Source organism: Paenibacillus albiflavus (assembly GCF_004344915.1).
GTDB classification, from domain to species: domain Bacteria; phylum Bacillota; class Bacilli; order Paenibacillales; family NBRC-103111; genus Paenibacillus_AM; species Paenibacillus_AM albiflavus.
This window is the reverse complement of sequence record NZ_SKFG01000017.1, coordinates 64,119-90,764: the sequence shown is the minus strand read 5'-3', so window position 1 is coordinate 90,764 and position 26,646 is coordinate 64,119. Positions and strand designations below refer to the sequence as shown.

The window sequence follows — 26,646 nt, the reverse complement described above, 5'->3', positions numbered from 1 at the left end:
GCAACTACTGTGAACGTATACGCCGTTCCGTTTGTCAATCCCGTGACCGTGACCGGACTCGCGGTTGTGCTCGTTGCTGTGATTCCTCCTGGACTGGACGTAACTGTATACAGCGTGATCGCACTTCCACCATCACTCGCTGGGGCGTCGAAGCTAATCGTCGCTTGTCTATTGCCTGCGGTCGCCGTTACATTCGTCGGTGCGCTAGGCACGATCGGTGCGACGGGCGTCACACTCCCTGATGCCACGGATGCCGTGGAGTCGCCTGCGCTATTCTTTGCAATTACTGTGAACGTATACGCCGTTCCGTTCGTCAATCCCGTGACCGTGACCGGACTCGCGGTTGTGCTCGTTCCTGTGAATCCACCTGGACTCGACGTAACCGTATAGCCCGTGATCGCACTTCCCCCATCACTCGCTGGGGCGTCGAAGCTGACCGTCGCTTGTCCATTGCCTGCGCTCGCCATTACATTTATTGGTGCGCTCGGCACAGCAACTACTTTAAACGCATTAGAATAAGAATATCCTGCTGCATGACTTCCATTCTGATCGTCAACACGAATGTGCAAATACCACGTACCTACAGCAGAAGGCGTAGAAATGGACTCTTCGCTCGTGAACTCTACCCACTCCACGTTCGGCCAATCGGGCACCGTTACCGCTGTTGACCATCGGTAATACGTTTTGGAAGATCCTACAAAATCAGGAACAGCAACCGTTACCTTTGTTGAATTAGCTTGCTTTCCCTCTGATTCGCCGTTTGGAGAATAGCTGACTCCGTAAGATAAAATATTGAGGAATGTATGCCCCCAATCAGAAGCATATGTCTTCGCTATAGAAGGATCAAAGGCTATCACCGAAACAGGTTTAAAAGAATTACTAAACGCATTAGTTCCAATTGCAGTTGAATCCCCTTCAATAATCACGCTTGTTAATCCATAATTATCAGAAAATGCATTATTACCTATGCTCGTTACACTGTTTGGGATCGTTACACTCGTTAATTCGTTCCAATAAAATGCATTATTACCTATGCTCGTTACACTGTTTGGGATCGTTACACTCGTTAATTCGTTCCAATGAAAGGCAGAAACGCCTATACTCGTTAGACTGTCCGGGATCGTCACACTCGTTAATTTGTTGTTATAAAATGCACCAAACCCTATGCTCGTTACACCGTCCGGAATCGTCACACTCGTTAACTGTTTATTATAAAATGCTAAATCTCCTATGCTCGTTACAGGATATCCACCTATTACAGGAGGAATATCAACCTCTGTGTCCATTCCAGTATATCCTGTAATGGTTACTTCTGAGTTGCTTGTTGTGTATTCAAAATCTCCTGCCGCCTTCGCCTCCTGAATACTACCTCCTGTCCATGAGCCAACCGTAATCAAAGCCAGCGTGAGTAGACAAATCAGCAACTTCCTTATTTCCAACAAATTTGATCGCATCATGTGCCTGTTGCACCCTCTTCTATTATTATTCGATTGCACCACTCTATATTTTACTAGATAATTTTTACTTGAATCTTAATGGATTCTTAATAGATAATGTAAATTTATGTAATTAAAAATCGGGAACATTACACTGTTTCACTGTACGTGCGTTCGTGCTGATCAGGCGTTAGATAGCCATCTCGCCACCTTGGAAGCCAGCCCACATCGTAATCGGCGTGAAAAACGACTCTCCGTATAAGGCATCACAAAAAAGACCCGCATCCGCTCATAACCGAGCTAATTGAGCCTCTTCAATCTCCAGCCCCTACCTAGAAAAAAATGATGCGGTCTTGCGATTACTCGCGACGGTATTGCATCAGGGTGAGCGCGGTTTGTACGATATCGGCATGCCATCCTAGAATGGACAAGTATGGTCCTCCATTTTAATGAACCCGACATACCATCCGAAAGAGGGCTTATCGCTTCCTCCCGTTTTCCTGTATATCGCATATTCATCATTCTCTTCCTGGATGATGATCCGCGAGGAAATCGACTTCCTCAACCGTAGATATCTTCAGTGAGCTATTTAACCAAATTCGGTCGATCCCGCCGCTAAAGTCCTTGCTGCCATAATCCGCTCTATTCACCCATTCTTGCATTCATTCCTTGCCAATATCGCGAGCCATCGCTTGTGATAGTACCACACAACGGATAACGCATGGCTGATGCCAACGTATGATCTTGATTCCAAATTTCGCGGGCTCGTCTACTCCCGTCCCACTTCTTCACCGTGTTCTCATCCGCAACGGTACCCGTACCTCAAGCACTCACTTTTCTCCGTTTTATATCAACAAGTAGCACTATTGAAACATTGTAGTCCCTTTACAATCCAACAGCCATAAATTTCGCCCTACTTGTGATACGGTTCCCCATATCACTCTAACGGCGAATTTTTAGGACACCTTTTAAACTAAGAGGGCCCTATGCTCATATTCAAGACGTTCAACTTTAGCTTTTCTATAACGTTAAGAATGAACTCATATGGTACCTCCCCTTGCAAACCGAATCAAATTCAGAATCTTGCAAATATCATATTCTTAACCTAGTACAAAGACCCCTTTTTCGAGGGGTCTCCATTTCAATAAGAGGGGTGTATTTTAAAGCAACTTAATCAGCTCTTCTAGCTCATCAACCAATACTTTTGCAGATTCAAAATCAGTATTTTTTAAAGCCAATTCTATTTTCATTTCAACTGCTTTTTTATTTTGTTCAGCTTCTAAATAGTTTTTATTAAAATGACTAGCATAAATCATCTGTCTAAATTTACGCATACTCATTTTTCTTATCGTCTTATCGTCGATGATTAAAACATAATCCATACCATTTACAACAGAATAGAAATCATGAGAAATCATGAGAATCGCACCTTTATAGTCTTCAATGGCTTTCTCCAATGCGATTTGTGAATAGGTGTCTAAATGGCTTGTCGGTTCATCTAGAAGCAATACGTTTGCTTTACTGGCAGCAACTTTGGCCAATTGAAGCGTATTTTTTTCTCCACCAGATAGAGATTCTATCTTCTGATTAACGATTTCTCCTTCAAACCCATAGCCAGAAATATACGATCTAATCTCATCATACGTTTTAAACCCAGCATCGATGAATTCTTCGAGTATTGTATTAGAATCCTTTAGCATTTCGCCTTGAATCTGAGATAAATAAGCCACTTTAACATCAGCATTTATTTCAATTGAATCCTGATTGTTTTTATAGATATCTCGGAGTAAAGTCGTTTTCCCGGTACCATTTGAACCAATAATGGCTACTTTATCCGTAGATTTTATCTCAAAGTTAACATGGTCTAGCAGCAGCTCATCAAAGGCAACACGATAATTATTAACATTTACAACAACGGTATCTTCCATTTCATGATCCATATCAAAACGAATATTCGGTTGCTTCATATCAACAAATGGCGCTTTAATTCTACGTGCTTCCAATCTTTCTTGAAACTTAACTCTGGCTTTTAGTGCTCTCCCTCTAGATGCATCTGCATTAACAGTCGCGATAGCTCTAAGATTATCAATGATGTTATCGTATCTCTCAATTTCTTCTTGTTCAGCGACTGCGATTTCTTGCAACTCAATTTTAGTCTGAAGTAATGAGAAGTTATAATCAATATATCGTCCATCAAACTCTTGGATCTCTTTATTTTCAAGGTGTATAATTTTGTTGAAACAATGATTCAATAGATATCGGTTGTGCGTAACAACTAGCAGTATTCCTTTGTGAGAATTAATAAGATTTCTGAGCGCATTTAGGTTTTCAAAATCTAAAAATACATCGGGTTCGTCCATAATCATTAAGTCTGGACTACTAAGCATTTCCTTCATCACTTGAATAAGTTTGAATTCCCCACCACTCAGATCGGATACCCTAACATCTTTTAGCTTCATGAGGTTTGCTAGATTTAGTTTCTTATTAATTTTGCTCTCAAAATCATCCCCACCGATTGAATCAAATGCGTCTAAAGCTAATTGATACTTTTCTAATAATGAATCAATATCCGATGATGTTTCCATCTCTGTACAAATAGATGTTATTTCATTTTGTATCTTAATAAATTCTTCCGCTATATATTCAAAAACTGTTGTTTCTTTCGTTTTATCTTGTTGAGGGAATTGACTTACATGCCCAATTTTGCAAGTCGGGTCAACTTCTAATTTGCCCTCGAACAAATATCTTTCTGGATCCATCAGTATATCTATTAATGTACTTTTCCCATTGCCACTCGTACCTATAAAAGCGCAATGTTGTGCCTCTTCAAGCGTAAATGAAATGTTTTTATATAGTTCTTTTTGCGAGAATGAGAAAGATAAGTTATCAACCTTTATCACAGTATTACCTTCCTTTATATCTAAAATAGTGACTATTCTTAGGTGTATTACAAAATATAGATTTTGAGTGTAACACTGTTTACAACCAACTTCAAACCATTTGAATCCCATTGCTTGGAGTATCGGTAAAAAGTTCCATCCAGCCTCCTGACGAATAGCCTAGCTGTTCCATTTCTTTCGAGTTGTACAATAAAAACTTGCCGTTACTTGTGATACGGTTCACCGCGATGGCTAAAGGGCAAGTTTTTCACAAAATTTTTGATTGCATTCATAATATAAGTTGAATCAAAGTTCTTAGCAAACCTTGGCAAGGAAACCAAACCATTTATCGAAAAGAATTCCGGTTGTTGACGAAGACAAGGATACCTTGAAGCAGTGCTTTTTTCATTATCAAGTAAAGACGTGCCTAATTTGATTGTGGCTGCGCATATATAATGAAAAACATGCCTGATCCGGCATTTCTCCGGTGGTGAGCGGCGTTGCCATAAGAAGAGTGGTTTCTTTGTATTGTATTTCAAAAATATGCTTTTATTGAATCATTGAGCCGTCTCTTCATTTCATTGCGCACATGCTCAGGTTCAATGCATTGGCATTTATTTCCGAAGCTCATTAGGATTCCGTAACCATAATCATCTTCAATAAAATCAAAATATGCATAGAATTTTCCATTACCGAGGGGAGTAATGTTCTCTTCTCCGCAATAATCCAATATCCGGTCGAGGATGGAATGGTCAAGCTGCAATTTTATTTTTTGCATTTTCCTGGACATGGTATCTGTAAACTCTGAAAAAGCCGGGGGAACCTCACGCATGGTAAACCGGTCTTCTGTTCTCTCCATTTCAGATATGCGGGATAGCTTGAATACCCGAAATTGCTGCCGGTTCAAACAATACCCCTGCACGTACCAATGATTTTCTTTCAATAAAAGACGATGAGGCTCCAGGGTCCGCATGACCTTGTCTCCTTTAGCGCTTAGATACATAAAAGACAGTATGCTGCAATGTTCCAAGGCTGTTCGAATCACTTCAACTTTGGTCTGCAGATCATTGCTGCCCAGCCAAGCGGATAAGTCAAAAGAGATTTGGTTGGCTTTCAGCGTAATTTCATGCTGTTTATCCTCCGGGATAAAGCTCTTTACTTTGGCCAGGGTAGCAGTGGTTTCCTCACCGGATAATGTATTGGATATAAAGCCAAGCCCCATCAGCATAGCGGTAATGTCCTTGACGGTAAAAAAACCTTTTTCTATCTTATACTGATTCATGATCCCAATTCCCCCGCCTACACCGGAGCTGGTCACAATCGGGATACCTGCTTGATTAATTGTTTCAATGTCACGATAAATGGTTCTAAGTGAAACTTCAAACAGCTCGGCCAGCTCTTTCCCGCCCATCTTCTCTCTTTGCAAGAGCAGCATAATGATAGCAATCATTCGTTCCAGCTTCATAATCATCCCCCTGAAATTTATGTACTATGACTGACATAAAAGCTGTCAGCGATACATTGCTATACTAAGTTTATCAAATGCTAAGGAGGAAATATAAGTGGATTATAAGAACGAATTTTACCACACATTAGACAAGACCAACGAAATTGCTCTGGCAACAGCGGTAGCAGGTCTACCCAATGTAAGGATTGTCAACTTCTGCTATGATGCCAGCAAGCCGGGAATCCTGTATTTTGCGACAGACAGGGAGAATCAGAAGGTGGCTGAGTTTTCTCAAAATAACAATGTTGCCTTCACAACCGTCCCCTCTGATGGGTCTTCCGTGCCGCATGCCCGCTCCAATCATGCAGTTGTACATAAGAGCAGGTACACCATAGAAGAGATCAAGGACCTGTTTATCCAAAAAATTCCCGGATATGATGAGACGCTCGCAGCCATTGGCGACACATTGGATGTTTTTGAAATTCACATCAAGGATGTTTTTGTCATCGTGGATTATGAGACTGCCGGATTGGTTTCTTTTGAGGTATAGCACTACCAGAAATTCAACATCCGGCGTTTGTTATCGCAGTGTATACGGACTCAAGATAAAACTCTATTGCTTCGGAAACATCGGAACCACCAGCCTTTGATTAATGATCTGATTATACCGAAAAAAAGAGACAGCCTCCTCTAAAAAAATAGGAAGCTGTCTCTTTTGGGGTTGAGGGACTTTTTCAGTGGTGTCCAGGTATCGCATCGTTCTTTGACCCCTAAAAGGACGCTGAAGCCCGTTTTCGTTGACTTTTCCGGCGAGCATGGCCCATCCCAAACCCATGTCGGTTAAAGTGATTTTGAAGGTACCTGCGAGTTTTCTCCAAAAAAATTTCGCCCTACTTATGATACGGTTCCCCCCGACTTATCTTAAACGCACGATAAATCTGCTCCACCAGCACCAGCCGCATCAGCTGGTGCGGCAATGTCATGCGGCCAAAGGATAGCCGCATGTCGGCGCGGCGCAGCACCTCGGGGCTTAGCCCGAGGCTGCCGCCGATGATAAAGGCCACCTGGCTCCGCCCATAGGTGGCCAAATCCTGCAAGCGCGCGGCCAGCTGCTCGCTTGCCAACTGATCGCCATCGATCGCGAGCGCGATGGCGTAGCTGTCCTCGCGCAGCGAGGAGAGGATGCGTTCGCCTTCCTTGCGGCGAACCTGCTCCTCTTCCGCTGCGCTCATGCTCTCAGGTGCCTTCTCATCAGGCACCTCAACGAACTGCACCTTGGCGTACGCACCAAGGCGCTTAGCATATTCCGCTATGCCTTGTACCAAATAGCGTTCTTTTAATTTCCCAACCGTAATAATCTGTATATTCATGCTGACGCCCCTTAAATTCTAATTTCTATATTTTATCCTACAAATATAATGTACTTACTTTCTTATTCTATTGCTAGTACCGATGTAATATAAAAAGCAGACCCTAAGGTCTGCTTCATATTTATTTTTGAAAAGTAACGGTCTCGCTCATACCGCCCAGCTGCACGCTCGTCTCACTCGGTTTTGTCTCAGCAATGATCTTACCGTTACGGAAAGAGTAGCGTACCGCAGCCTGCTTGCGAATTACCTCATACTCGTTCTCCGCATTCAATACGATAAAGTTGGCTGGCTTGCCTGTCTCAATCCCGTATTTATCCTCAATTTGCAGCGTAGTCGCGCTGTTCTTCGTAATCATATCGATACTGTTCACGATCTGCTCATAGCCCATAAGCTGTGAAGCATGAATGCCCATATGCAGAACTTGAAGCATATTGCCTGTCCCTAGCGGATACCATGGGTCAAAAATATCATCATGACCGAAGCACACATTAAGTCCCGCTTCTTGAAGCTCTTTTACCCGTGTTAAGCCTCTACGCTTGGGATACGTATCAAAACGTCCTTGCAAATGAATGTTCACAAGTGGATTGGATACAAAATTGATCTTCGACATCTTCAGCAGACGGAACAGCTTGTACGCATATGCATCATTATAAGAGCCCATCGCTGTTGTATGGCTGGCCGTTGTACGTGTGCCGATGCCGCGTTCATAAGCTTCCTTTGCTACCACCTCAACGAATCTAGACTGCTCATCGTCAATCTCATCGCAGTGGATATCGACGAGACGATCATATTTTTCCGCTAGATCAAATACGATTCTCATCGAATCTACGCCATACTCGCGTGTAAACTCAAAATGCGGAATGCCGCCAACCACATCGGCCCCCATTTTCATAGCTTCTTCAAGCAGTTCTACTCCATTGGGATAGGAGAGAATACCTTCCTGTGGGAAAGCAACAAGCTGAAGATCCACATAAGGAGACATCTCCTCTTTCACTTCCAGCATCGCCTTAAGCGCTACTAGAGTAGGGTCTGTCACATCCACATGAGTTCTCACATGCTGGATACCCTGAGCGATTTGCCATTTAAGTGCAGTCTTCGCTCTCGTTTTGACATCTTCTACTGAAAGAGTTTCCTTCCGCTGCGACCAGCGCTGGATGCCTTCAAATAGCGTACCGCTCTGATTCCACTCTGGCTCACCTGCTGTTAAGGTTGTGTCTAAATGAATATGCGGCTCAATAAAAGGCGGAAGCACCAAGCTCCCGTTAACATCAATGACCTCATGTCCTTCTGTAGGAAGTGAACTTTGAGTAATCGTCTTGAATGCTCCATCCACAATCTCGATATTCCATAAACCATCGCGACCTCTAAGCTTCGCTTGTTGAATAATCACTGCTCATTCCCCTTTTCTCGTTTTAGTTATGCTGTTTATCCGGGAAACACTTCATACCTATAATATATAGCACCGCTGTACCGATCAAGCAATTAATAGGCGGGATGCCAGGTACGAACTCAGCAATCAGAACGCCGCCGGCCCATGCCAATATCGCAATCCAATTCACAGATTTGAATCTCATTTCTTCGAATTTCTTATAGGATCCACGATGCAGGATAAAGAAATCTGCTAGTAGAATCGCGCCAATCGACGGCAATACCGAGCCTAGTACCGTCAAGAAGCCTACGAAGTTATTGTACAGCCACATCGCCATTATCGTACCTACTATTCCATTAAAGACAACAATGATATTCTTAGGCAGCTTCGTAATATTGGCAAAGCCCAGACTGGATGCATACAGCGCATTTTCATTCGTCGTCCAAATATTTAATCCTAGCACAATGATAGCTGGTATAATCAAACCTTGCATAAACATGACATCCGAGATATCCGCTTGTCCATACACAATCGCGCCTACCGCTCCAAATAGAAACATCAACGAATTTCCAAGGAAAAAGGCAATGACCGTCGACACAACCGCTGAACGAGTCGTTTTGGCGAATCGCACAAAATCCGGTGTTAGCGTACCTCCACTGATGAAGGACCCGATACAAACGGTCAATGCTGTTGCAAGACCCATCATTTCCGTCGGCTTATAGTCCATTAATCCTTGCAAACCGCCTGCAGTTGATGTCGCTTCGAAGACCGAATAGCTTCCTAATACCGCAATCGACGGTACAGCTACGATGCCGAGTATCGCCAATGCTTTAATTCCATAGATCGCGGTCACCGTCATCAGGATTCCTGCAATTGCAATCAGGACATACACGTTCATTCCAGTAACTTTTTGAACCGGAACTGCGAACATCGCCACCCCTACACCAAACCAGCCTACCTGCGTAAAACCTAGCAATCCTGAAGATAAATAGGAACCTTTCGTGCCAAAAGCATATTTAGTCAGCAAGTGAGTCGATAAGCCCGTCTTTGCCGCAATATACGCAAGCGCTCCTGTATAAATGCCTAAGATCAGATTTCCTGCCAGTACAATTCCGATAAAAGTGCTGAACGTTAAGCCATTTCCTAACGCTCCACCTGACCACATGCTTGCCGAGAAGAACGTAAATCCGAGCATCACAGCAAGTATTTTCCAAAATCCATTCCGATGTGTTTGCGGTACAGGTTGCAACGAGAATTCCAAGTCTACTTTTTCCATTTTATCCATCCTCCAGTTAGTCTTGATACCGATTATGCTCGAGCAGATGGAACATGCGGGTGTGATCGAAGGCAATAAAAAAAGGCTTATTGCCCAGTTGCCCTGACAATAAGCCATTTACGATCACAGTAAAACAATAGGTATACACGCATATACACACGTATCCCTATATAGATCATACTTCCGCTGTCCTTGTCAGCCTCACGGGACTGAGTTAAAGGTATCCTATTAAGTTGGTCCTATTATAAATGAATATATTGGTATCAACAAGGGTAAATATTGGAATTAATATTTTTACACAACCAGAAATCTCGCTTCGCCATCCTCGCAATGTTCGCAATGCGTGGGTGGCTGCCAGTCGCGAAACTTGACTTCATGCAGATCAATAATATCTGGTGCATCTTCGTATTCATCAACAAATTCATCAATGGCTAATTCCAAATGCTCTTTACATACGACATACATGGAAGCTACCTCGTTCCTTTAAATTGATATCATTAGCATGGTGAGTGGAACACAGCTCCATACACATTCTTCTACTTATGACTCCACCAATACCACATTCACGGTTTCCTTCTCTCCCTTACGGTAGAAGGTGACTGAAAGGGTGTCGCCAGCTTTCTTTTCTTTATATAAATACTTGCGCAGCTGTAAGATTCCATTTACGGTTTTGCCATCGATTTCGGTAATGACATCCTGCGACTGGATTCCCGCATCCTTGGCTGGCCCCAATGCTTCCAGGACGATAATACCTGTTTTCACATTCTCAGGTAATTTCAATACTTCTGTACCTTGGAATGCCTGCAAGTTCTGCATCGTAACGCCGATTAGCGGCCTTTTGACCTTATGATACTTCATGAGTTCTTCCAGAATCGGAACCACATCGTTCGAAGGAATGGCAAATCCCATACCTTCTACAGTAAGATTAGCAATTTTGAGTGTATTAATTCCAACGACTTCGCCCTTCATATTGACGAGCGCACCGCCGCTGTTGCCTTCATTAATCGCAGCATCCGTCTGAATCATATCCATTTCCCAATCAGGCTCGCCGTCTCCTGATATGGATACGGGAATCGTTTGTTTCGGTGAAGATACAATACCTGAAGTCGTTGAAGTTCCTAAGCCTAATGGACTGCCAATTGCAATGACTGCCTCACCCATCTGAAGGGTGCTCGAATCGCCAAACTCGGCTACAACCGCATCTTTGTCCGCTTCTATTTCAAGAACAGCAAGGTCAGAGATTCGATCGGCGCCTACTAGAATGGCCTTCTTAATTTCACCATCGAACAACCCCACCTCAAAATCTGTACCTTCCTCGATGACATGATTGTTCGTAACGATTAACATACGATTGCCTTGTTGCTGAATAATGATGCCTGAGCCTCTACCAAGCTGTTTTAAAGTACCTAAATCTGTTTTCTTAGAGGAGAGGACAGAGACGACCGATTTGTTGATTTTCTGAGCTGCGTTGACAATCAGATCGCCATTATTAACAGCTGGAGCCGATGCATTAAATACGCCATTTGCTGAACTTGCAACCGTGGTATTCGCTCGAAGAGAAACTACGATTAGAACGATCAATAACATTAGAATGGCACCGCTGCAAGCTGATGCAATCACAAGCAAATTGCGAGAATCTCTACTACTCCGGCCGCTTGTGAACGGCTTTGTTTTCATAACGTCTTGATCTTTCCATAAACGTGCAGGTCTCTTAGACGAATAAAAATCATCATTATCAAAAAAACTCATGTCGTCACTCTCCTCTCCTACAAGAAGAAACGGATACGTTTCTTATCGTTCGATTCCATGTTGCATCGAACCTTATTTTAATCTTATATTGCGATAAAGTATAGGCATATTTTTCACTTATTCTACCTAAACTAGTAATACGAGATTTGCCTAGTATTTGATCTCAAATCTCTCACTCTATTCTTGTAAAAAGGAGCTGTTACGATGGACCGTTCTAGTCATTCGCAAGGTCTTTATTCCCCCATGCAAGAGGTGCATATGGTTGCCCAATTAGCCGATCTTAAGGTTCAGAATTATCACGACTCGCTTGCTTTAACTGCACTAATTGAGCTTTTGATCGATAAGAAACTAATTACACCTGCCGAATTGCAAACCAAAGTTACTCAGCTTGACGATACCTTCACGCCTTATCCAAAATTTCCCATTTCGTAGCTCGATCATGGAATGTATCCATTAAGCGAATGCCCTTCTTCTGAAGGTCAATTCCTCTCTCTTGTGCAATATTATTCAGCGTCAGCCTGGCTAAGTCCAGCATGTTATGATCACGACTCAAATGTGCCATATACACGACCTTAGTTCGTGCCGACAGCACATCACACAGTCCCTCTGCAGCTGCCTCGTTGGATAAATGCCCAAGATCTCCGAGAATTCTACGCTTGATATTCCAAGGATAATGACCCATACGCAGCAAGTCTACGTCATGGTTCGTCTCTAGTACGATGGCATCTGCATCTGATAGCTTGTCCTTCACTTTGGAACTCATATAACCAAGGTCTGTTGCGAGTGCTAGTTTGTGATGATGATGGTAGAAACAATATCCTACCGGCTCCGCTGCATCATGCGAGATTCCATAAGACTCAATCTGTAAATCACCTAAATCTATCATCGTATCGGTTTCCATAATGAGCCGATTACACTCCGGGATGTTGCCCACATGCTTATCGATCTGCTCCCATGTCTTCTCATTCGCATAAATAGGCAAATTGTATTTGCGAGAGAACGCACCTAATCCTTTGATATGATCGGAATGCTCGTGGGTAACATAGATCGCATCAAGATCGCGTCCCGTAAGCCCTTGCTCCTGCAGCAGACTATCTATTTTCTTGGCACTAAGACCGACATCGACCATTACTTTCTTATCGCCAGCCGCAACGACCATTGAATTCCCTGTCGAACCACTGGCTAGTACTGCAAATTGTAAACCCATTTCTACTAACTCCCTCTACCACGATTCCTGCTGCAATTCGTTCGAATCTATTGCGCTATCATTCTATTATACACAGAAAATTGAACAAAGTATTGTTTGTGACTGTCCTGTAAGATAGTCAAATTTTCCAATTTACTACTATTCTTTGACTTGCTCTTTCCCCACATCTTGCGTCGACTCGATAGCTCCAGTGAAGGCGTGGATGTAGTAGGCTTTCTTCGCACTTGTGGTGACACGCCAGTACGGATTTAAGATGAGAATTGGCGAATCAAATTGCAGACCGTGATACCCAAGCTTAATGTCATCGATTATGGTGTCGCTTGGCAAGATGTTCTCTGCTAAATTGCTGATCGCGATGTAAGGTGAGATGACCTTCTGCTCGGTCGCTTCTTTCTCCTCATTGGTGGTATCGATTTCGGCATACGCTTGGCGATAGCTGGTAATTTGCCCTTCTTGTTCAATGAGCTGAATCGTAACATCGAACAAAGGCATGCCTTCAAAAATTTGATTCATCACATAAGCGTTCGGCTTGCTCACAGCAGAATCGAATTGATATTCCTCCAGCCTAGGGATATCCATTTTCATCGAATGCTCTCTTGGAATGATCTGATTCATGAATGAGCTGACATGCACAGGCGTTTTGAGTTTGATAATCTCATCCTTGTTATAGGAGCTATTCAGCTTCATCGTGATTTCTTTGAGTTTAGGTACATCCTTTGGAATACCATTCGGAACGGTTATATTCTTCTCTTGCAGCAATCGAGTCGTTTCCTTCGCAATCTCCTCCGCGTTCACTACAGGCTCGCCTTGCTTCATTTCCCGTGCCAATAGTTGATACCCCAAGACTATATTCACAAACAAAAACGAAATCAGCAGTATCGTTTTGGCCCTACTCCAATCCATGCGGGTATCCTCCTATTGTAAAAATTCAAGCTTGCCATCGCGATATTTAATTACCCACGTCGGCTGCAATTCGATTTGCGTATCGGATATGATCGAGCGATATGCTGGGAAGATCGCAACGATACTGAAACGTTTGGGATTATCCGCCAGCCTCGCTTCCACCTCTTCTCCGCTCGGCAGCGTAGCGCTACCCTGAACCGGGTTATCGTCCGGAACGACGGTGGAACGATCATAGTTCGTTACCATTCCTTTAAGCACAACCAGATTGATCAAGCCGAATCCTTCCCCAGTGGGCTCGATAATCGGATGCGATCCAAAATATTGCCGGAAGACGAACTGCGGGCTTATCCCTGCATTACCAGTAGTCTTCCGATGCGGCGATTGACTTAATCCGTAGTAACTTCCATTCGCACCGCCGTTTGAACCCCCATGCTGATTAATGAACTGAACGCCGGCCATTAAGTTCTCCCATACATTATCCATACTGTCTACAGGTGTAATCGGGTCCGTGTATTTGATCCAATTGGTACCGCGATTCAGCAGCAGGCCCTTTTTGCCATCGGTATAAATTTGCGATCCACCGCTTTCCTTAAGCGAGCGCACAATCCCAGGATCAACGAACAGCAGTCGCTTTAACTGTTCATCTGTCGTTACCGTATAATTGAATTTATAGGTTGGCATTTTGACGGACTTCTCAGGCAAATAATAATCGCCATTCTTCGTGTAATAAGTATCTGCGAATTCGCCCCAGCCAATAAATTTATGAATATCCTTCACCGTAAAATCCGTGCGAATCAACTCGTACCCCTCGGATCTCGAATCCGTAAAGAAGAACACTCGCACCTCATCCTGTGCATCTGTTGCAAACATCCATATATTAGTAATAATGTCATTCTCAACATTAAGGACGTCTTTCAATTGGAATACCTTTTGCAGAATTTGAAGGGAAATGCCATCTCGAAAATGCAGCTCAACCCCCTGATTCTTATTGCGAACATCTTCCCAGTTAATGTCGAGCAGCAGAGGATTTACTTTGCGAAACCCTTCAAAAGAACGCTGCTTTAAGCTCTCCATAATCGGGTTATAATGGCCCATTTGTGGATACAGCATCGTATGTTTGCCACTGCCGTTATGAAACAGCATATAGTCCGGGAATATAAGCTTCTCAAGCTCGATCTTCTCACCGATCTTCTCGGGCTTTACATAATCACCGCCGATTGTAATCGGCTCATATTGCGGTGAGCCATACATGAGCAGATAAGTCTGAAATAAGGAGCCACAAATGAGGATGACAAGCACTATCGTCTTGATTCTATCGATCATGCCTGTTCACTCTCCTTATGATGTATTGGCAGCGTGAAGGTAACTTTCGTGCCTTGGTTCGTTTCGGATTCGAGCGAAATCGACCCGCCATGTGCTTTTACAATTTCCCGGGCAATAGACAGACCGAGTCCAGTACCGCCTACATTACGAGAGCGAGCTTTATCTACCCGATAAAATCTGTCAAAAATCCGCGAAATATGCTTTCTTGGAATGCCGACTCCAGTATCCAGCACGGTGACTGCAATCCAGTCACGGTCATACTTATGTGCCTCAAGTCGAATCGTCCCATTCTCACCCGTATATTTAATAGAATTCGAAATTAGATTATCGAGTACTTGGTCAATTTTGTCGCGATCAATAAGGACTGGATCTAAACCTTTCTGCACATCGATTACGGTATGGATATGACGTTGACGGAGCTGGAAGGAGAAGCGGTCTGCCACTTCCTCTAGCATTTCATCGATACTCGTTGTTTTCTTTAGCAGAATGGCCTGATCCGAATCGAGCCTCGATAAATGCAGCAAATCCGATACCAAGCGAATCATACGCTCAGTCTCATTACGAGTTACCCCAATAAAACGTTGTGCCAGTGCCTGATCTTCAAGCGCGCCATCATCCAGAGCTTCAAGATAGCTCTTAATTGTTGTAAGAGGTGTCCGAAGTTCATGTGATACGTTCGCTACAAAATCTCTCCTTGCTACCTCCAGCTTCTCCTGCTCGGTAACGTCCTGAAGCACGACAATTGTTCCTGTGTCGTCCCCGCTTCTTGAGATCTTGGTAAATGTCACACGAACACTAATGAGTTCATCCTCTTCTGGTATTTCCAGCTCTAACATCATCGTATTGAGCTTGCCCTTGATGTAGGATTTAATTTCTTCCATCGAGATCGGCAGAACGTCGGTTATGGTTAGAGGCTCTAACAGCGCCTCCTCCGGCAGCCCTAAAATCAGTTGTGCACGCCGATTCATGAGAATGATCTGCCCTGCTCCGTCTGATGCGATCACGCCATCATTCATATTCGTTAAAATCGAAGCCAGCTTGTCCCGTTCTTCTTCGTTGCTAGCTAACGCATCCTTCAAAGAATTCATCATAAAATTAAATGTATGCCCGAGCTGCGAAATCTCATCCTTGCCATACACCCTAACCGACTGCGAGAAATTTCCCTCGGCAACAGCGGTTGCCCCCTTGGTCAATTCCTTAATCGGTTTCGTTATCGTTCCCGACAGAATGACCCCCAGCACAGCAGTCAAACCAAGCGCAATGATGGTCCCCGTAATAAAGATCTGGTTAATGGAGTCCATTTTGCCATACATCTCTTCCATAGACGCAGCAATATAGACCGCACCATACGGACGCACGCCCGTACCAACAGGCTTGGCAAAAATCATTTTACGCGATCCATCCGTATCCGTGAAAATTCGCTCATTCACCTTGATCCCCTGCAAAGCACGGGTTACTTCAGGTATCGTGTTCTTATTGCCGAGCATAGTCCCCTGTGATTGAACAGAGGAAGCCAGCACGACACCGCTATTGTCAATAATCTGAATTTCCAAATCTGAGCTGGCAAACAAATCATTTACCACGTTATTCAGATCGGTCTCTGTTTTATCAAGATCTGTATTCGTGCCTTCTTGTGTACCTTTTAAATAAGGCTCAACATATTGCGCAAGCAAATAAGCCCTGTTCCCGTAGGAATTGACGAAATCACTCTTAAAATAACTTTCAAGCGTATTATAAAAATAAACCGCGATCATCTGCATCGCAATTAAGATCAGCAATACATAGATGATGATTAGTTTGCTTTGGATCGATTGAAAGAACCGAGCAATCTTCATCTATAGACCTCCAGATTTCGTACTCCGCATCATATAGCCTAGCCCACGTCTAGTCATTATATAATCTGGCTTGCTTGGATCTGTCTCCAGCTTCTCGCGCAGTCTCCGAATCGTCACATCTACCGTCCGCACATCCCCGAAGTATTCAAATCCCCAGACCGCCTGAAGCAAATGCTCGCGCGTCATAACCTTCCCTGGATTCTTCACCAGATAGTGCAGCAGTTCGAACTCACGATGCGTTAAATCAAGTGGTTCACCATCTTTATAGACCACATACATATCCGTATCAATATATAATCCATGCAAGCGCAAGCCCTGTTCCTGCGCTTCTTCGACCTCTTGCAGCTCTTGTGTCTGCTGTGACGCCTTAGCCTGCTTTACCTGCCTGCGAAGATGAGCCTTGACCCGTGCAAGGAGCTCTCTTGTTCCGAACGGCTTCGTAACATAGTCGTCAGCACCCATTTCAAGCCCGAGCACCTTATCGATTTCCGTGTCCTTCGCAGTTAGCATAATGATAGGCATATTGAGCTTCGCGCGAACCTCTCGGCACACATCCATCCCATCCTTAATTGGAAGCATCCAATCCAGCAGGATTAAGTCGGGCTGTTCGGAATAAGCAAGCTCCACTGCTTCTCCGCCATCATACGCACAGATGACCTCATAGCCTTCTTTTTCGAGGTTGAATTTTAATATATCTGCAATCGGTTGTTCATCATCTACAACTAGAATTTTACCGTACATCACAATCACTTCCTTACCTGCCAATTTATAATGATTTAGCTTTATTTTATCACAAAAAAGAGACATAAACTTCCTAGGGAAGCTCATGTCTCTTAAATTCTATTTTTTCTTCAAGTATTGACTTGGATTCACTGGTGTGCCATTCTTATGAATTTCAAAATGTAAATGAGTGCCGAATGATTGTCCCGTGTTGCCCATAATACCAATCTTATCGCCTTTTTGAACGATATCGCCTTTCTTAACGAGCAATTTGCTCATATGCATATATACCGTTTCGTAACCATTTTTATGGTCTAATTTAATATAATTACCATAATCTTTATGAGTTCCAGCAGCTACAACGACCGCATTATCAGCTGCCATAATGTTCTTATTGCCGATCATGTCAAGACCTTTGTGCATTTTGCCCCAACGCTTGCCGAAGGTGCTTGTAATTTGAGGTCCATAAATTGGCCAAGCAAATGTACCAGTGCCCTCGCCTTTGATCACAAGTGTGCCTTTTTTGATAATCTCTTTGACAGGCTCTTTGATAACCTCTTCGGATACGAGATCCTCGTTAATCACTTGTCCATTCACTTTAATGAGATGGAACTGCATTTTCTTCAGACCTGACTGACCCTTCTGGATGAGTTCTTTATTACCAGCAAGCATCGTGTCGTCTGTAATAAATTCCGTGTCATAAGCCATTTCTTCATTCTCAATCACCGTTTCTTCGGTGCGCACGTTAACCGTTGGCTGTAACTGCGTCAAATCGATCTTGTCGCCTGGCTTAATCATATCATCCTCAATCCAAGGATTGCGTTCATAAATGGTTTCAATCGATACATTCAGCTTCTTCGCGATCTGACTTAATGTATCACCTTCAAGTACGGTATAAACAAAAGGCTCTACATTGCCTTTACGCAGGATTTCGAGCATCTCCTCAGGACTAAGCACATCCTGCGGTTGGATCTTTTTGAGAATCACATCGATATCTTCAACAATTTCGACATGATCCACACTAACTGATTCTGGCGTTGCATTCGGTGCTGAAGCTACTAAAGGCGTTGCTTTACTCTGCGTATCAAGCGATAGAGCAACTACAGGCAATGGCTTCGTGTCCGAGTAATCCTCTTTGAGCGTTGTAAGAATCGCCTCTACCGTCTGCTCATCTTTCACATATCCGACCCTGACACCATCCACTCGAAGCTCTGCGCCGATTGTATCTGGCTCAATCTTCAAGTCTAGCTTAGCTAGCAGCCCATCATCGTTCAACTCAGGTCTAAAAATTGTCTCTGCGTCAAACTGAATAAGAGAAGATCCCTCTCGTTCTGGCAATTCCATATGAACCTTGGGAAACTGTTCTGCAAGCTTCTGCTCTCTTGCAACTTTATATGTATCATAGATTGTAGGATCACTAATAATTCCCACATCTTCTCCTGCAACTGTAACCCGATATACCTCAATCGAATTCGCCTTCACATAAGAATGGCCTGTTATAACAACTGCAACTACCACTGCGCATGCGCTGGTTCCCCACATTAAGGACTTTTTATTCTGTATGATAAGGGCTAGTACGGTGTCCTTGCCGCTTTTGAGTTTGCCAGTCAAGCTATTTAGTTGGACTTTGCCTGGCGTAAGCGACTTCGCTTTATCCCAGATTTTCTTGGCCCAATTCATTCCGCTGAAACCTGTCATGCTCTTCTCCCTTGAATTTAATAGATTTATGCAAAACGAACAAGGAAATAAGATCCCATTGCTTGAGCGCTATGAGTTCATTTCCTAAGTTTTCTAGTTTCACACAAATCTAATTCTACCACACTCCTTCTCGTTTGTTCAACAAATGGCTACATGTGCCGCTTATTTGGCCTATTTTTTAACGGTTATTTAAGTCTAGAATCCCCATTAACTCTTGATATTCTTGCGAATCCAGTCGGTTCCACAAAATTTCTTGCATCTGTTCCAATCCTTCATTGGTAAGACCATTCTCGAGCAGCTTCGATATCGTCTGAATGTCGTTCTCTGGCACCTTCGCTGAGATGATATTGAATATTTTCATCTTATCCTCAGTTGAAATCTCATCTTTCAGTTTGATTATCGCGTCACGATCCATGACAATTTGATTATTTTGCTTCCATACACCAATTGCTCCATCACTCTCGGGTGCCGGGGAACCCTTTACCTCAGTTGAATCTTTCGGCACATTTGACTGCTCTAGAGGCTGTGTACTCTCTTTCGGCTCCAGATTATTCGCTTTGGATTTACCAGGTTCGGGTTTGTGGAACATACCTGTCAGGACATCGGATAGTTGAACCTGTGGAATCATGTCCGCTGGAAGCTTCAACTGCTCACAAATATTGGTCACTACTAAACTGACAACATACCAAGTCATGATTAACGTAATAAGAGAGACTACAATTGCACCGCTCGCAACTCTCACAAGCCATTTGATCCAAGACATCTATATTCACCTCTGCTAGAATGTTGCCTCTCCCCCTATACAGTATTAACCAATAAGAATTGATTGAAACTATTACCACAAAGAAAAGGTTTCACCGTCCTTAAATACGCACAAAAAACCTCCCACATGAATCTGTGAGAGGTTTTTCATTTTATCTATATCAACCGAGCTTATGCATAAATAGGGCGAACCAGATTGGTCTGTTCACGGTTACGACCTACAGAGAAGATCGAAATCGGAATACCTGTAAGCTGAGATACGCGCTCAACATAATGACGTGCGTTATCTGGCAGATCGCTTAATGTACGAGCGCCTGTAATATCTTCGTTCCAGCCTGGAAGCTCTTCATATACAGCCGTACATTCTGCTAGCATTTTAAGCGATGCAGGGTAATGCTCAATCAATTCTCCACGGTACATGTAACCTGTGCAGATTTTAACCGTTTCAAGTCCTGTAAGAACGTCAATGGAGTTCAAGGACAAGCCTGTTAGTCCACTCACGCGACGTGAGTGACGAACAACGACGGAATCGAACCAACCCACACGACGAGGACGTCCCGTTACTGTGCCGTATTCAAAACCTTTTTCACGAATCAAATCGCCGATTTCATTCTTGAGCTCAGTCGGGAATGGTCCATCACCAACACGAGTTGTGTAGGCCTTCGCCACGCCGATGATTTGGTGAATCTTCGTCGGACCTACGCCCGCACCGATACATACACCACCAGCAGTCGGGTTGGATGAAGTAACGAATGGATACGTACCTTGGTCAATATCCAGCATAACCCCTTGCGCACCTTCGAATAGTACACGTTTGCCTTGATCGATCGCATCGTTAAGGACTACAGATGTATCTGTCACGTATGGACGAAGGAATTCCGCATATTCCAAGTATTCTTTAAGGATAGAATCCGCATCAAGACCTTTAGCTCCGTACATTTGCTCGATTACACGATTCTTGTCAGCTACTAGACGACGAACTTTCATTTCGAATTCTTCCGGATCCATTAGATCTGCAATTCGAATACCGTTACGAGCAGCTTTATCCATGTAGCAAGGACCGATACCTTTACGTGTTGTACCAATTTTGTTATCGCCTTTGCTATCCTCTTCTAAACCATCAAGTACTAAATGGTAAGGCATAATAACATGCGCACGATCGCTAATACGCAAATTCTTCGCCGAGAAGCCGTTGCTGCGTACATATTCAATTTCCTCAATCAGTGCTTGAGGATTTATAACCATTCCGTTCCCGATCACACAAATCTTCTCTTCATAAAATACACCTGAAGGAATCATTTGCAATTTGTATTTTTTATTATCAATCAAAATAGTATGTCCTGCATTATTACCACCCTGGTAACGAGATACGACTTCAGCACTCTCTGCCAAAAAATCCGTAATCTTACCTTTACCTTCGTCGCCCCATTGGGTTCCAACTACAACAACCGTTGACATCGCGTAACCTCCGTTAGGTGAATCCACCTCTTATTGCCATTTGGCTTTTTGTGCATTATTATTTTAGCAATCTGAGGTTTCAAAGTCAATAAAAACGAACGATACTTGTCCCTGAATAGGAAATGTTCGGAAATTCTTAATACTTTATTATTTCCTTGAAACAACGCGTTTCTCATAGTATTCCTAGTCTGTAAAAAGTAATTCAAACAAGAAGAAACGGTTTCACCGTCTTTAAGGACGGATGCGTTTCTTAAGGTATTACTTAGAATTTACGACACCAAAGTTTTAAATTCTATAATACGCAAAAACTCCAAAATAGTTCCATCCGTCCATTTGCTAACTTCGCATTTGTTGACTGATGTCACTACCCTGGAGTTTTGTGTTTATCCGATATTGAATTAATAAGGTACTCCTCCTGCCGCTGCAGCCATCGGTGCTGCCCCCATCTCCTGCTGACGGCTCAAAGGAACGAACTTATTATAATGTTTAAGAAATGCGAGCTCAACGGTACCTACAGGTCCATTCCTCTGCTTTGCAATAATAATCTCGATCGTGTTCTTCTTTTCGGATTCTTTGTCATAGTAATCGTCACGGTACAAGAACGCTACGATATCCGCATCTTGCTCGATTGATCCTGATTCACGAAGGTCAGACATCATCGGACGCTTGTCCTGCCGCTGTTCAACGCCACGACTTAGCTGCGAGAGCGCGATGACAGGAACATTCAGCTCTCTTGCAATCTGCTTAAGTGTACGGGAGATTTCCGATACTTCCTGCTGACGATTATCACCCTTACCGCGACCCGCAATCAATTGAAGATAATCGATTAAGATCATGCCAAGCCCATGCTCCTGCTTCAAACGACGGCATTTGGCACGAATATCCGCCACGGTTACGGCAGGGGAATCATCGATGTAAATTTGTGATTCCGATAGCGAGCCTATTGCCATCGTCAGCTTCTCCCAATCTTCTGGCTCAAGCTGACCAGTACGCAATCTACCCGCATCCACATTCGCTTCCGCGCAAATCATACGATTGACTAGCTGTGCCGCGCCCATCTCAAGGGAGAAGATCGCGACCGTTTCCTTCGCTCTTACACCGACGTTCTGCGCGATGTTAAGCGCGAACGCGGTCTTACCAACAGATGGACGGGCTGCAACGATGATGAGGTCGGAACGCTGGAAGCCATTCGTCATCTTATCGAGATCTGGGAATCCAGACGGGATGCCCGAGGTGCCGCCTTTGTGCGAATAGAGGAACTCGATTCGCTCAAATACATCCATTAGCACATCGCGAATGGAAATAAACCCGTTCGCATTACGTCGCTGCGAAATTTCGAATATGCGCTGCTCGGCATCGCTTAGCAACATGCTGACATCCTCTTCGCTAGCAAAGCCGCTAGAGACAATCCCAGTCGCTGTACGGATGAGCCGCCGCAAGATCGACTTCTCTTCAACAATTGCAGCGTAATATTCGATATTCGCCGCAGTCGGAACCGCACTGGCAAGCTCAGACAAATACGTAACGCCGCCTAACTCCTCAAGTTGCCCTTTATCCTTCAACTTGGCAGTCAGCGTAATTAAATCAATCGGCTCCTCTTCATTCGCCAAATCGATCATCGCTTCAAATATACGCTGATGAATTGGACGGAAGAAGTCGTCCTGCGTTAACCGCTCCATCGCTGTAATCATCGTCTCGCTATCGCGCAGAATCGCACCCAGCACCGCTTGTTCCGCTTCAACGTTCTGCGGCAGCACTCGATCGATTAACATCTCTTCGTTCATAACCTCACCTCCTACAAGTTTTGTATTTGAAATTTGATCCATATGTTTCAGACAAAACTACTTCGTAAGCATCGCCTTAAATTATTTACTCTCTTCAAGCACATGCACATTAAGCGAAGCAGTTACATCGTGATGTAATTTAACAGGAACCTTCGTTACGCCTAGTGAACGAATCGGGTTCTCTAGTAGCATTTTGCGCTTATCGAGTTTAAGCTTATGTTGTTTCTCTAGCTCGTCAGCTATATGCTTCGTGGAGATCGCACCGAATAGCTTGCCGCCTTCGCCTGATTTCGTGTGAACTTTAACAGTAAGTGCATTAATTTTCTCACCTAGTACTTGTGCGTCAGCAAGCTCCTGCGCTTTGCGTTTCAATTCGGCTTGTTTGTGTTGTTCAAGCGTATTTATCGAGCCTTGTGTAGCTGGCGTCGCTAGTTTACGTGGAAGCAAAAAGTTATTAGCATAACCATCTGAAATTTCCTTAACCTCACCTTTTTTACCTTGGCCTTTAACATCCTGTAAGAATACTACTTTCATTCGAATAACCCCTCTTCCTCTTCGATTTCTTTGAGTACGTTCCGCAGCTTAACCACTGCTTCACTAAGTAAGCCGTCAAGCTGAGTAGCTGCATTCGTTAGGTGCCCACCGCCGCCTAATCGCTCCATTACAATCTGCACATTCATATCGCCCATTGATCTTGCGGATATCCCAATGAGTCCATCAGGTCGCTTGGCGACAACAAATGAGGCCCTTATATGCGTCATTTCGAGCAGCGTATCGGCAACTTGCGCTATGAGCAATTGAGAATATTGGCGATTCGGTTCAGCAACTGCAAGTGCAACATAATCATACATAACTTCAGTATGCTTGATAATCTCCGCCTTCTCAATATAAGATACCAAATCTTCTTTGAGCATTCTCTGAATCACACCCGAATCGGCACCATTTCGCCGCAAATACGAGGCTGCCTCGAACGTTCTGGCACCTGTATGCTGGGTAAAGCTCTTCGTATCCACAACAATCCCGGCAAGCAGCACGGTCGATTCCATTGCTTCCATCTTCAGCTTCTCGTGGATATATTGCAGAAGCTCGGTTACAAGTTCACAGGTTGAAGATGCATAAGGTTCCATATACACCAGTGTCGCATCCGATAAGAAATCCTCACTACGGCGATGGTGGTCAATCACCACAACCCTTGCTGTTAGTGATAACAGCTTAGGTTCAGCCAGCATAGAAGCTTTATGTGTATCTACTACCACGGCAAGAGTTCTCAGCGTAATCATCTGAAGCGCTTGATCAGGCGTAATAAAACGTGGCGCAAGCTTAGGATCTTCGTTTATGAGTTCCATCACTTTGTGGATCGATGGATTTACGCCTTCAAGTACGATATAGCCTTCCTTGCCAACGGTCTCCACCGCCTTCAGCACACCAATCGCTGCACCAATCGCATCCATATCCGGGACACGGTGTCCCATAATAATGACCTTGTCGCTTTCTTTAATCAGATCACGCAGCGCATGCGAGATTACTCTGGCCCGAACTCGCGTACGCTTCTCAACCGCATTAGACCGCCCGCCATAAAAAGACAGCTTCTGGCCAATCCGTACAGCAACCTGATCGCCTCCACGGCCTAGCGCCATATCTAAGCTCGCCTGCGCCATCTGACCAAGTGTAATTAACCGATCCCCATCGGTTGCAAGCCCCATACTAATGGTCATCGGAATTTTGTGTTCTTCTGTTAGCTCCCGAACATCATCCAGAACATCAAAACGTGTTGCTTCCAAATTGTTAAGCGTCAAGCGATTCATCAATAAGAGATAACGATCTGACGACATTCTGCGCATATAAATATCATTCTTCAGCGCCCAATCTGTAATAACACCCATTACTTTGGCTAGCAACAAGCTGCGTGACTGGTCATCCATGCCCTGGGTCAACTCGTCCCAGTTATCCATCATAAGAAGCCCAATCGTCGGTTTCTCTACCTCATATTTATGCTCCAGCTCCGAGAACACCGTAATGTCTTGAAAATAGATCACCCGTTCAACAGGCTTCACCCATACATCATAAACGCGGTCACAGATCGTCATGTCTAGATGATAATCTTCCTTATCCTTACGACCCTTTAGATAAGGAAAAATATCCTGCAGCAATTCGCCAATGGCAGAATCACAACCTAACATTTGCGGGATATAAGGATTATGCCACTCAATTTTGCGGTCCTCATTATAAATTACAACGCCAACAGGCAGATGCTGAAAAGCAGCAATTCCCACCTTGCGAACGTGATAAGAAATAGAGGCGATATACTTATTCAAGTCTTTATAAAAAGATTTCTCTGCACGAATGGACATTAAGACTAATAAACCACCCAATACAATAAACAGTAGTCCGAGTATCCAGTTATATACGAATAATGCAACCGTCGCTAGCAATATAACTGCGTATGCCCACAGCATGTGCTGTCCGTGCCACCGTTTCATAAGGAACTTAGGCATTCTGATAGCTCCCCATCTTATTTATTTTTGCGAAAACGATCCCTTAAGCCAAATGTTACATCAAACAAGCCAATGAAGCTATATACAAATACCGCTGGTGGTAGAAAAATCAAGGCAATAATACTAAGAACTGGCAACGCTTTGCCTTTATTCGTCGTATGCGTAAGGAAGAAAAAGAAAGACACTGCCTGGATTGCGAATGCAAACAGCAGCAGCGGATACAGATTGGTCACCATTGCCCCCAGAACCGACTTGCCTTCCGTACTTACGAACATATTGAACAGTAAAACCAGCAGATAGATCCACACAAAGCTTCTTGGAAGCATCCATTCACGAAGCGGTCTGAGTCTTGAAACCTCCGTTCCAGACATGCTCAGGAATACACGGCCAAGTCCATGTGTTACAAATGCCCAGAAAATCGACATCATAATCAATAAGGTAGGAATCATCTCGATCATCGTGTCGATGAACGCTTTCTCAGCATCACCTGACATCACACCTTGTAAGAGCGGTTGGATAGTGTCCAAATAAGTTTTGGACATTTCGCGAAAACCACCGATGACTTTATAGCCAGATAATGTTGCAATAACAAGACATATGAGCATTTCAAAGAGCAGTGCAACTGTACCCGCTGTAATGACTGTTCGTGCGGATTTACGCTTCTTATGCAAGCTTCCCATGACAATTCCTGCCGGCAAGAAGAATAAGCCGAGAATCAACACGACAGGACTTAAGGAGCCTGCTAGCAAATAAGCAATGATGAAAGCTGGTAGCACAAATAATATGAACCTTAGAGGCGTTTCTAGAACGGCTAGCGCCATCACAGGAATCATAAGTAAACATATCGTAATAGGTAAAAATGTTGTGATTGTGGATAGGAGTAAAATCGTATATGCCACAGTCCAAAGCAAAGATTTTAAGGTTTGTTTATGCAA

23 protein-coding genes are annotated in these 26,646 nt (G+C 43.8%); 2 read left to right on the top strand and 21 right to left on the bottom strand.

Annotated elements, in window-relative coordinates; translation table 11 throughout:
• The 4 genes from E0485_RS16645 to E0485_RS16635 all read right to left on the bottom strand — a co-directional run.
• Positions 1-1,457 (bottom strand): fibronectin type III domain-containing protein (locus E0485_RS16645; protein WP_132419205.1); only part of this gene is annotated, 1,457 nt, incomplete at its 3' end.
• Between the two features lie 497 nt (positions 1,458-1,954).
• Positions 1,955-2,098, bottom strand: coding sequence for a hypothetical protein (locus tag E0485_RS25175; protein ID WP_165921212.1), 144 nt, complete (start codon positions 2,096-2,098; stop codon positions 1,955-1,957).
• A gap of 498 nt (positions 2,099-2,596) precedes the next feature.
• Positions 2,597-4,336, bottom strand: a complete 1,740-nt coding sequence (locus E0485_RS16640) for an ABC-F family ATP-binding cassette domain-containing protein (protein WP_132419204.1) — start codon at positions 4,334-4,336, stop codon at positions 2,597-2,599.
• Between the two features lie 514 nt (positions 4,337-4,850).
• Positions 4,851-5,780, bottom strand: coding sequence for a helix-turn-helix transcriptional regulator (locus E0485_RS16635; protein ID WP_132419203.1), 930 nt, complete (start codon positions 5,778-5,780; stop codon positions 4,851-4,853).
• A 97-nt stretch (positions 5,781-5,877) separates the two neighbouring features.
• On the opposite strand from E0485_RS16635, the gene E0485_RS16630 reads away from it, so the two are divergent.
• A complete protein-coding gene (locus E0485_RS16630) occupies positions 5,878-6,312 on the top strand; it encodes a pyridoxamine 5'-phosphate oxidase family protein (RefSeq protein ID WP_132419202.1) in 435 nt (144 codons plus the stop codon).
• 340 nt (positions 6,313-6,652) lie between these two features.
• Here the strand turns inward: E0485_RS16630 and rlmH are convergent, their stop codons facing one another.
• The 5 genes from rlmH to E0485_RS16605 all read right to left on the bottom strand — a co-directional run bounded on the left by rlmH (position 6,653) and on the right by E0485_RS16605 (position 11,526).
• Positions 6,653-7,132 (bottom strand): 23S rRNA (pseudouridine(1915)-N(3))-methyltransferase RlmH, encoded by a 480-nt coding sequence (gene rlmH, locus E0485_RS16625; RefSeq protein ID WP_132419201.1) that lies wholly within the window; start codon positions 7,130-7,132, stop codon positions 6,653-6,655.
• Between the two features lie 121 nt (positions 7,133-7,253).
• Entirely contained in the window at positions 7,254-8,522 is a 1,269-nt protein-coding gene (locus tag E0485_RS16620; protein ID WP_132419199.1) for a cytosine deaminase, read from the bottom strand.
• A 22-nt stretch (positions 8,523-8,544) separates the two neighbouring features.
• Positions 8,545-9,777, bottom strand: a complete 1,233-nt coding sequence (gene codB / locus E0485_RS16615; RefSeq protein WP_132419197.1) for a cytosine permease — start codon at positions 9,775-9,777, stop codon at positions 8,545-8,547.
• Positions 9,778-10,071: 294 nt separating this feature from the next.
• A complete protein-coding gene (locus tag E0485_RS16610; RefSeq protein WP_132419196.1) occupies positions 10,072-10,242 on the bottom strand; it encodes a CxxH/CxxC protein in 171 nt (56 codons plus the stop codon).
• Positions 10,243-10,317: 75 nt separating this feature from the next.
• The gene (locus E0485_RS16605) at positions 10,318-11,526 is read right to left on the bottom strand and encodes a S1C family serine protease (protein ID WP_132419195.1); all 1,209 of its coding nucleotides are present in this window, start codon (positions 11,524-11,526) and stop codon (positions 10,318-10,320) included.
• A 204-nt stretch (positions 11,527-11,730) separates the two neighbouring features.
• On the opposite strand from E0485_RS16605, the gene E0485_RS16600 reads away from it, so the two are divergent.
• On the top strand, positions 11,731-11,958 hold the full coding sequence (locus tag E0485_RS16600; protein ID WP_132419194.1) for a hypothetical protein: 228 nt from the start codon (positions 11,731-11,733) through the stop codon (positions 11,956-11,958).
• On the opposite strand, the gene E0485_RS16595 is transcribed toward E0485_RS16600, so the two are convergent.
• The 12 genes from E0485_RS16595 to E0485_RS16540 form a co-directional block, all read right to left on the bottom strand.
• On the bottom strand, positions 11,927-12,733 hold the full coding sequence (locus tag E0485_RS16595) for an MBL fold metallo-hydrolase (protein ID WP_132419193.1): 807 nt from the start codon (positions 12,731-12,733) through the stop codon (positions 11,927-11,929). The two genes, E0485_RS16600 and E0485_RS16595, sit on opposite strands and share 32 nt — an antisense overlap.
• A 138-nt stretch (positions 12,734-12,871) precedes the next feature.
• Entirely contained in the window at positions 12,872-13,636 is a 765-nt protein-coding gene (gene yycI, locus E0485_RS16590; RefSeq protein ID WP_132419191.1) for a two-component system regulatory protein YycI, read from the bottom strand.
• Positions 13,637-13,648: 12 nt separating this feature from the next.
• Positions 13,649-14,959 (bottom strand): YycH family regulatory protein, encoded by a 1,311-nt coding sequence (locus E0485_RS16585; RefSeq protein WP_132419189.1) that lies wholly within the window; start codon positions 14,957-14,959, stop codon positions 13,649-13,651.
• Positions 14,956-16,794, bottom strand: coding sequence for a cell wall metabolism sensor histidine kinase WalK (gene walK, locus E0485_RS16580; protein ID WP_132419187.1), 1,839 nt, complete (start codon positions 16,792-16,794; stop codon positions 14,956-14,958). The genes E0485_RS16585 and walK overlap by 4 nt, the downstream gene beginning before the upstream one ends.
• A complete protein-coding gene (gene yycF / locus E0485_RS16575) occupies positions 16,795-17,535 on the bottom strand; it encodes a response regulator YycF (protein WP_132419185.1) in 741 nt (246 codons plus the stop codon).
• Between the two features lie 99 nt (positions 17,536-17,634).
• Positions 17,635-19,212: a M23 family metallopeptidase gene (locus tag E0485_RS16570; RefSeq protein WP_132419184.1), complete on the bottom strand. Its 1,578-nt coding sequence runs from the start codon at positions 19,210-19,212 to the stop codon at positions 17,635-17,637.
• 178 nt (positions 19,213-19,390) lie between these two features.
• On the bottom strand, positions 19,391-19,975 hold the full coding sequence (locus tag E0485_RS16565) for a hypothetical protein (protein WP_132419183.1): 585 nt from the start codon (positions 19,973-19,975) through the stop codon (positions 19,391-19,393).
• Between the two features lie 170 nt (positions 19,976-20,145).
• Positions 20,146-21,432 carry an adenylosuccinate synthase gene (locus E0485_RS16560; protein WP_132419181.1) on the bottom strand — a complete coding sequence of 429 codons (1,287 nt, stop codon included), beginning with the start codon at positions 21,430-21,432 and terminating at the stop codon, positions 20,146-20,148.
• A gap of 398 nt (positions 21,433-21,830) precedes the next feature.
• Positions 21,831-23,216: a replicative DNA helicase gene (dnaB, locus tag E0485_RS16555; RefSeq protein ID WP_132419180.1), complete on the bottom strand. Its 1,386-nt coding sequence runs from the start codon at positions 23,214-23,216 to the stop codon at positions 21,831-21,833.
• Between the two features lie 81 nt (positions 23,217-23,297).
• Entirely contained in the window at positions 23,298-23,750 is a 453-nt protein-coding gene (rplI, locus tag E0485_RS16550; protein ID WP_132419178.1) for a 50S ribosomal protein L9, read from the bottom strand.
• Positions 23,747-25,711: a DHH family phosphoesterase gene (locus tag E0485_RS16545; protein WP_132419177.1), complete on the bottom strand. Its 1,965-nt coding sequence runs from the start codon at positions 25,709-25,711 to the stop codon at positions 23,747-23,749. The genes rplI and E0485_RS16545 overlap by 4 nt, the downstream gene beginning before the upstream one ends.
• 17 nt (positions 25,712-25,728) lie before the next feature.
• Positions 25,729-26,646 (bottom strand): DUF2232 domain-containing protein, encoded by a 918-nt coding sequence (locus E0485_RS16540; protein ID WP_165921211.1) that lies wholly within the window; start codon positions 26,644-26,646, stop codon positions 25,729-25,731.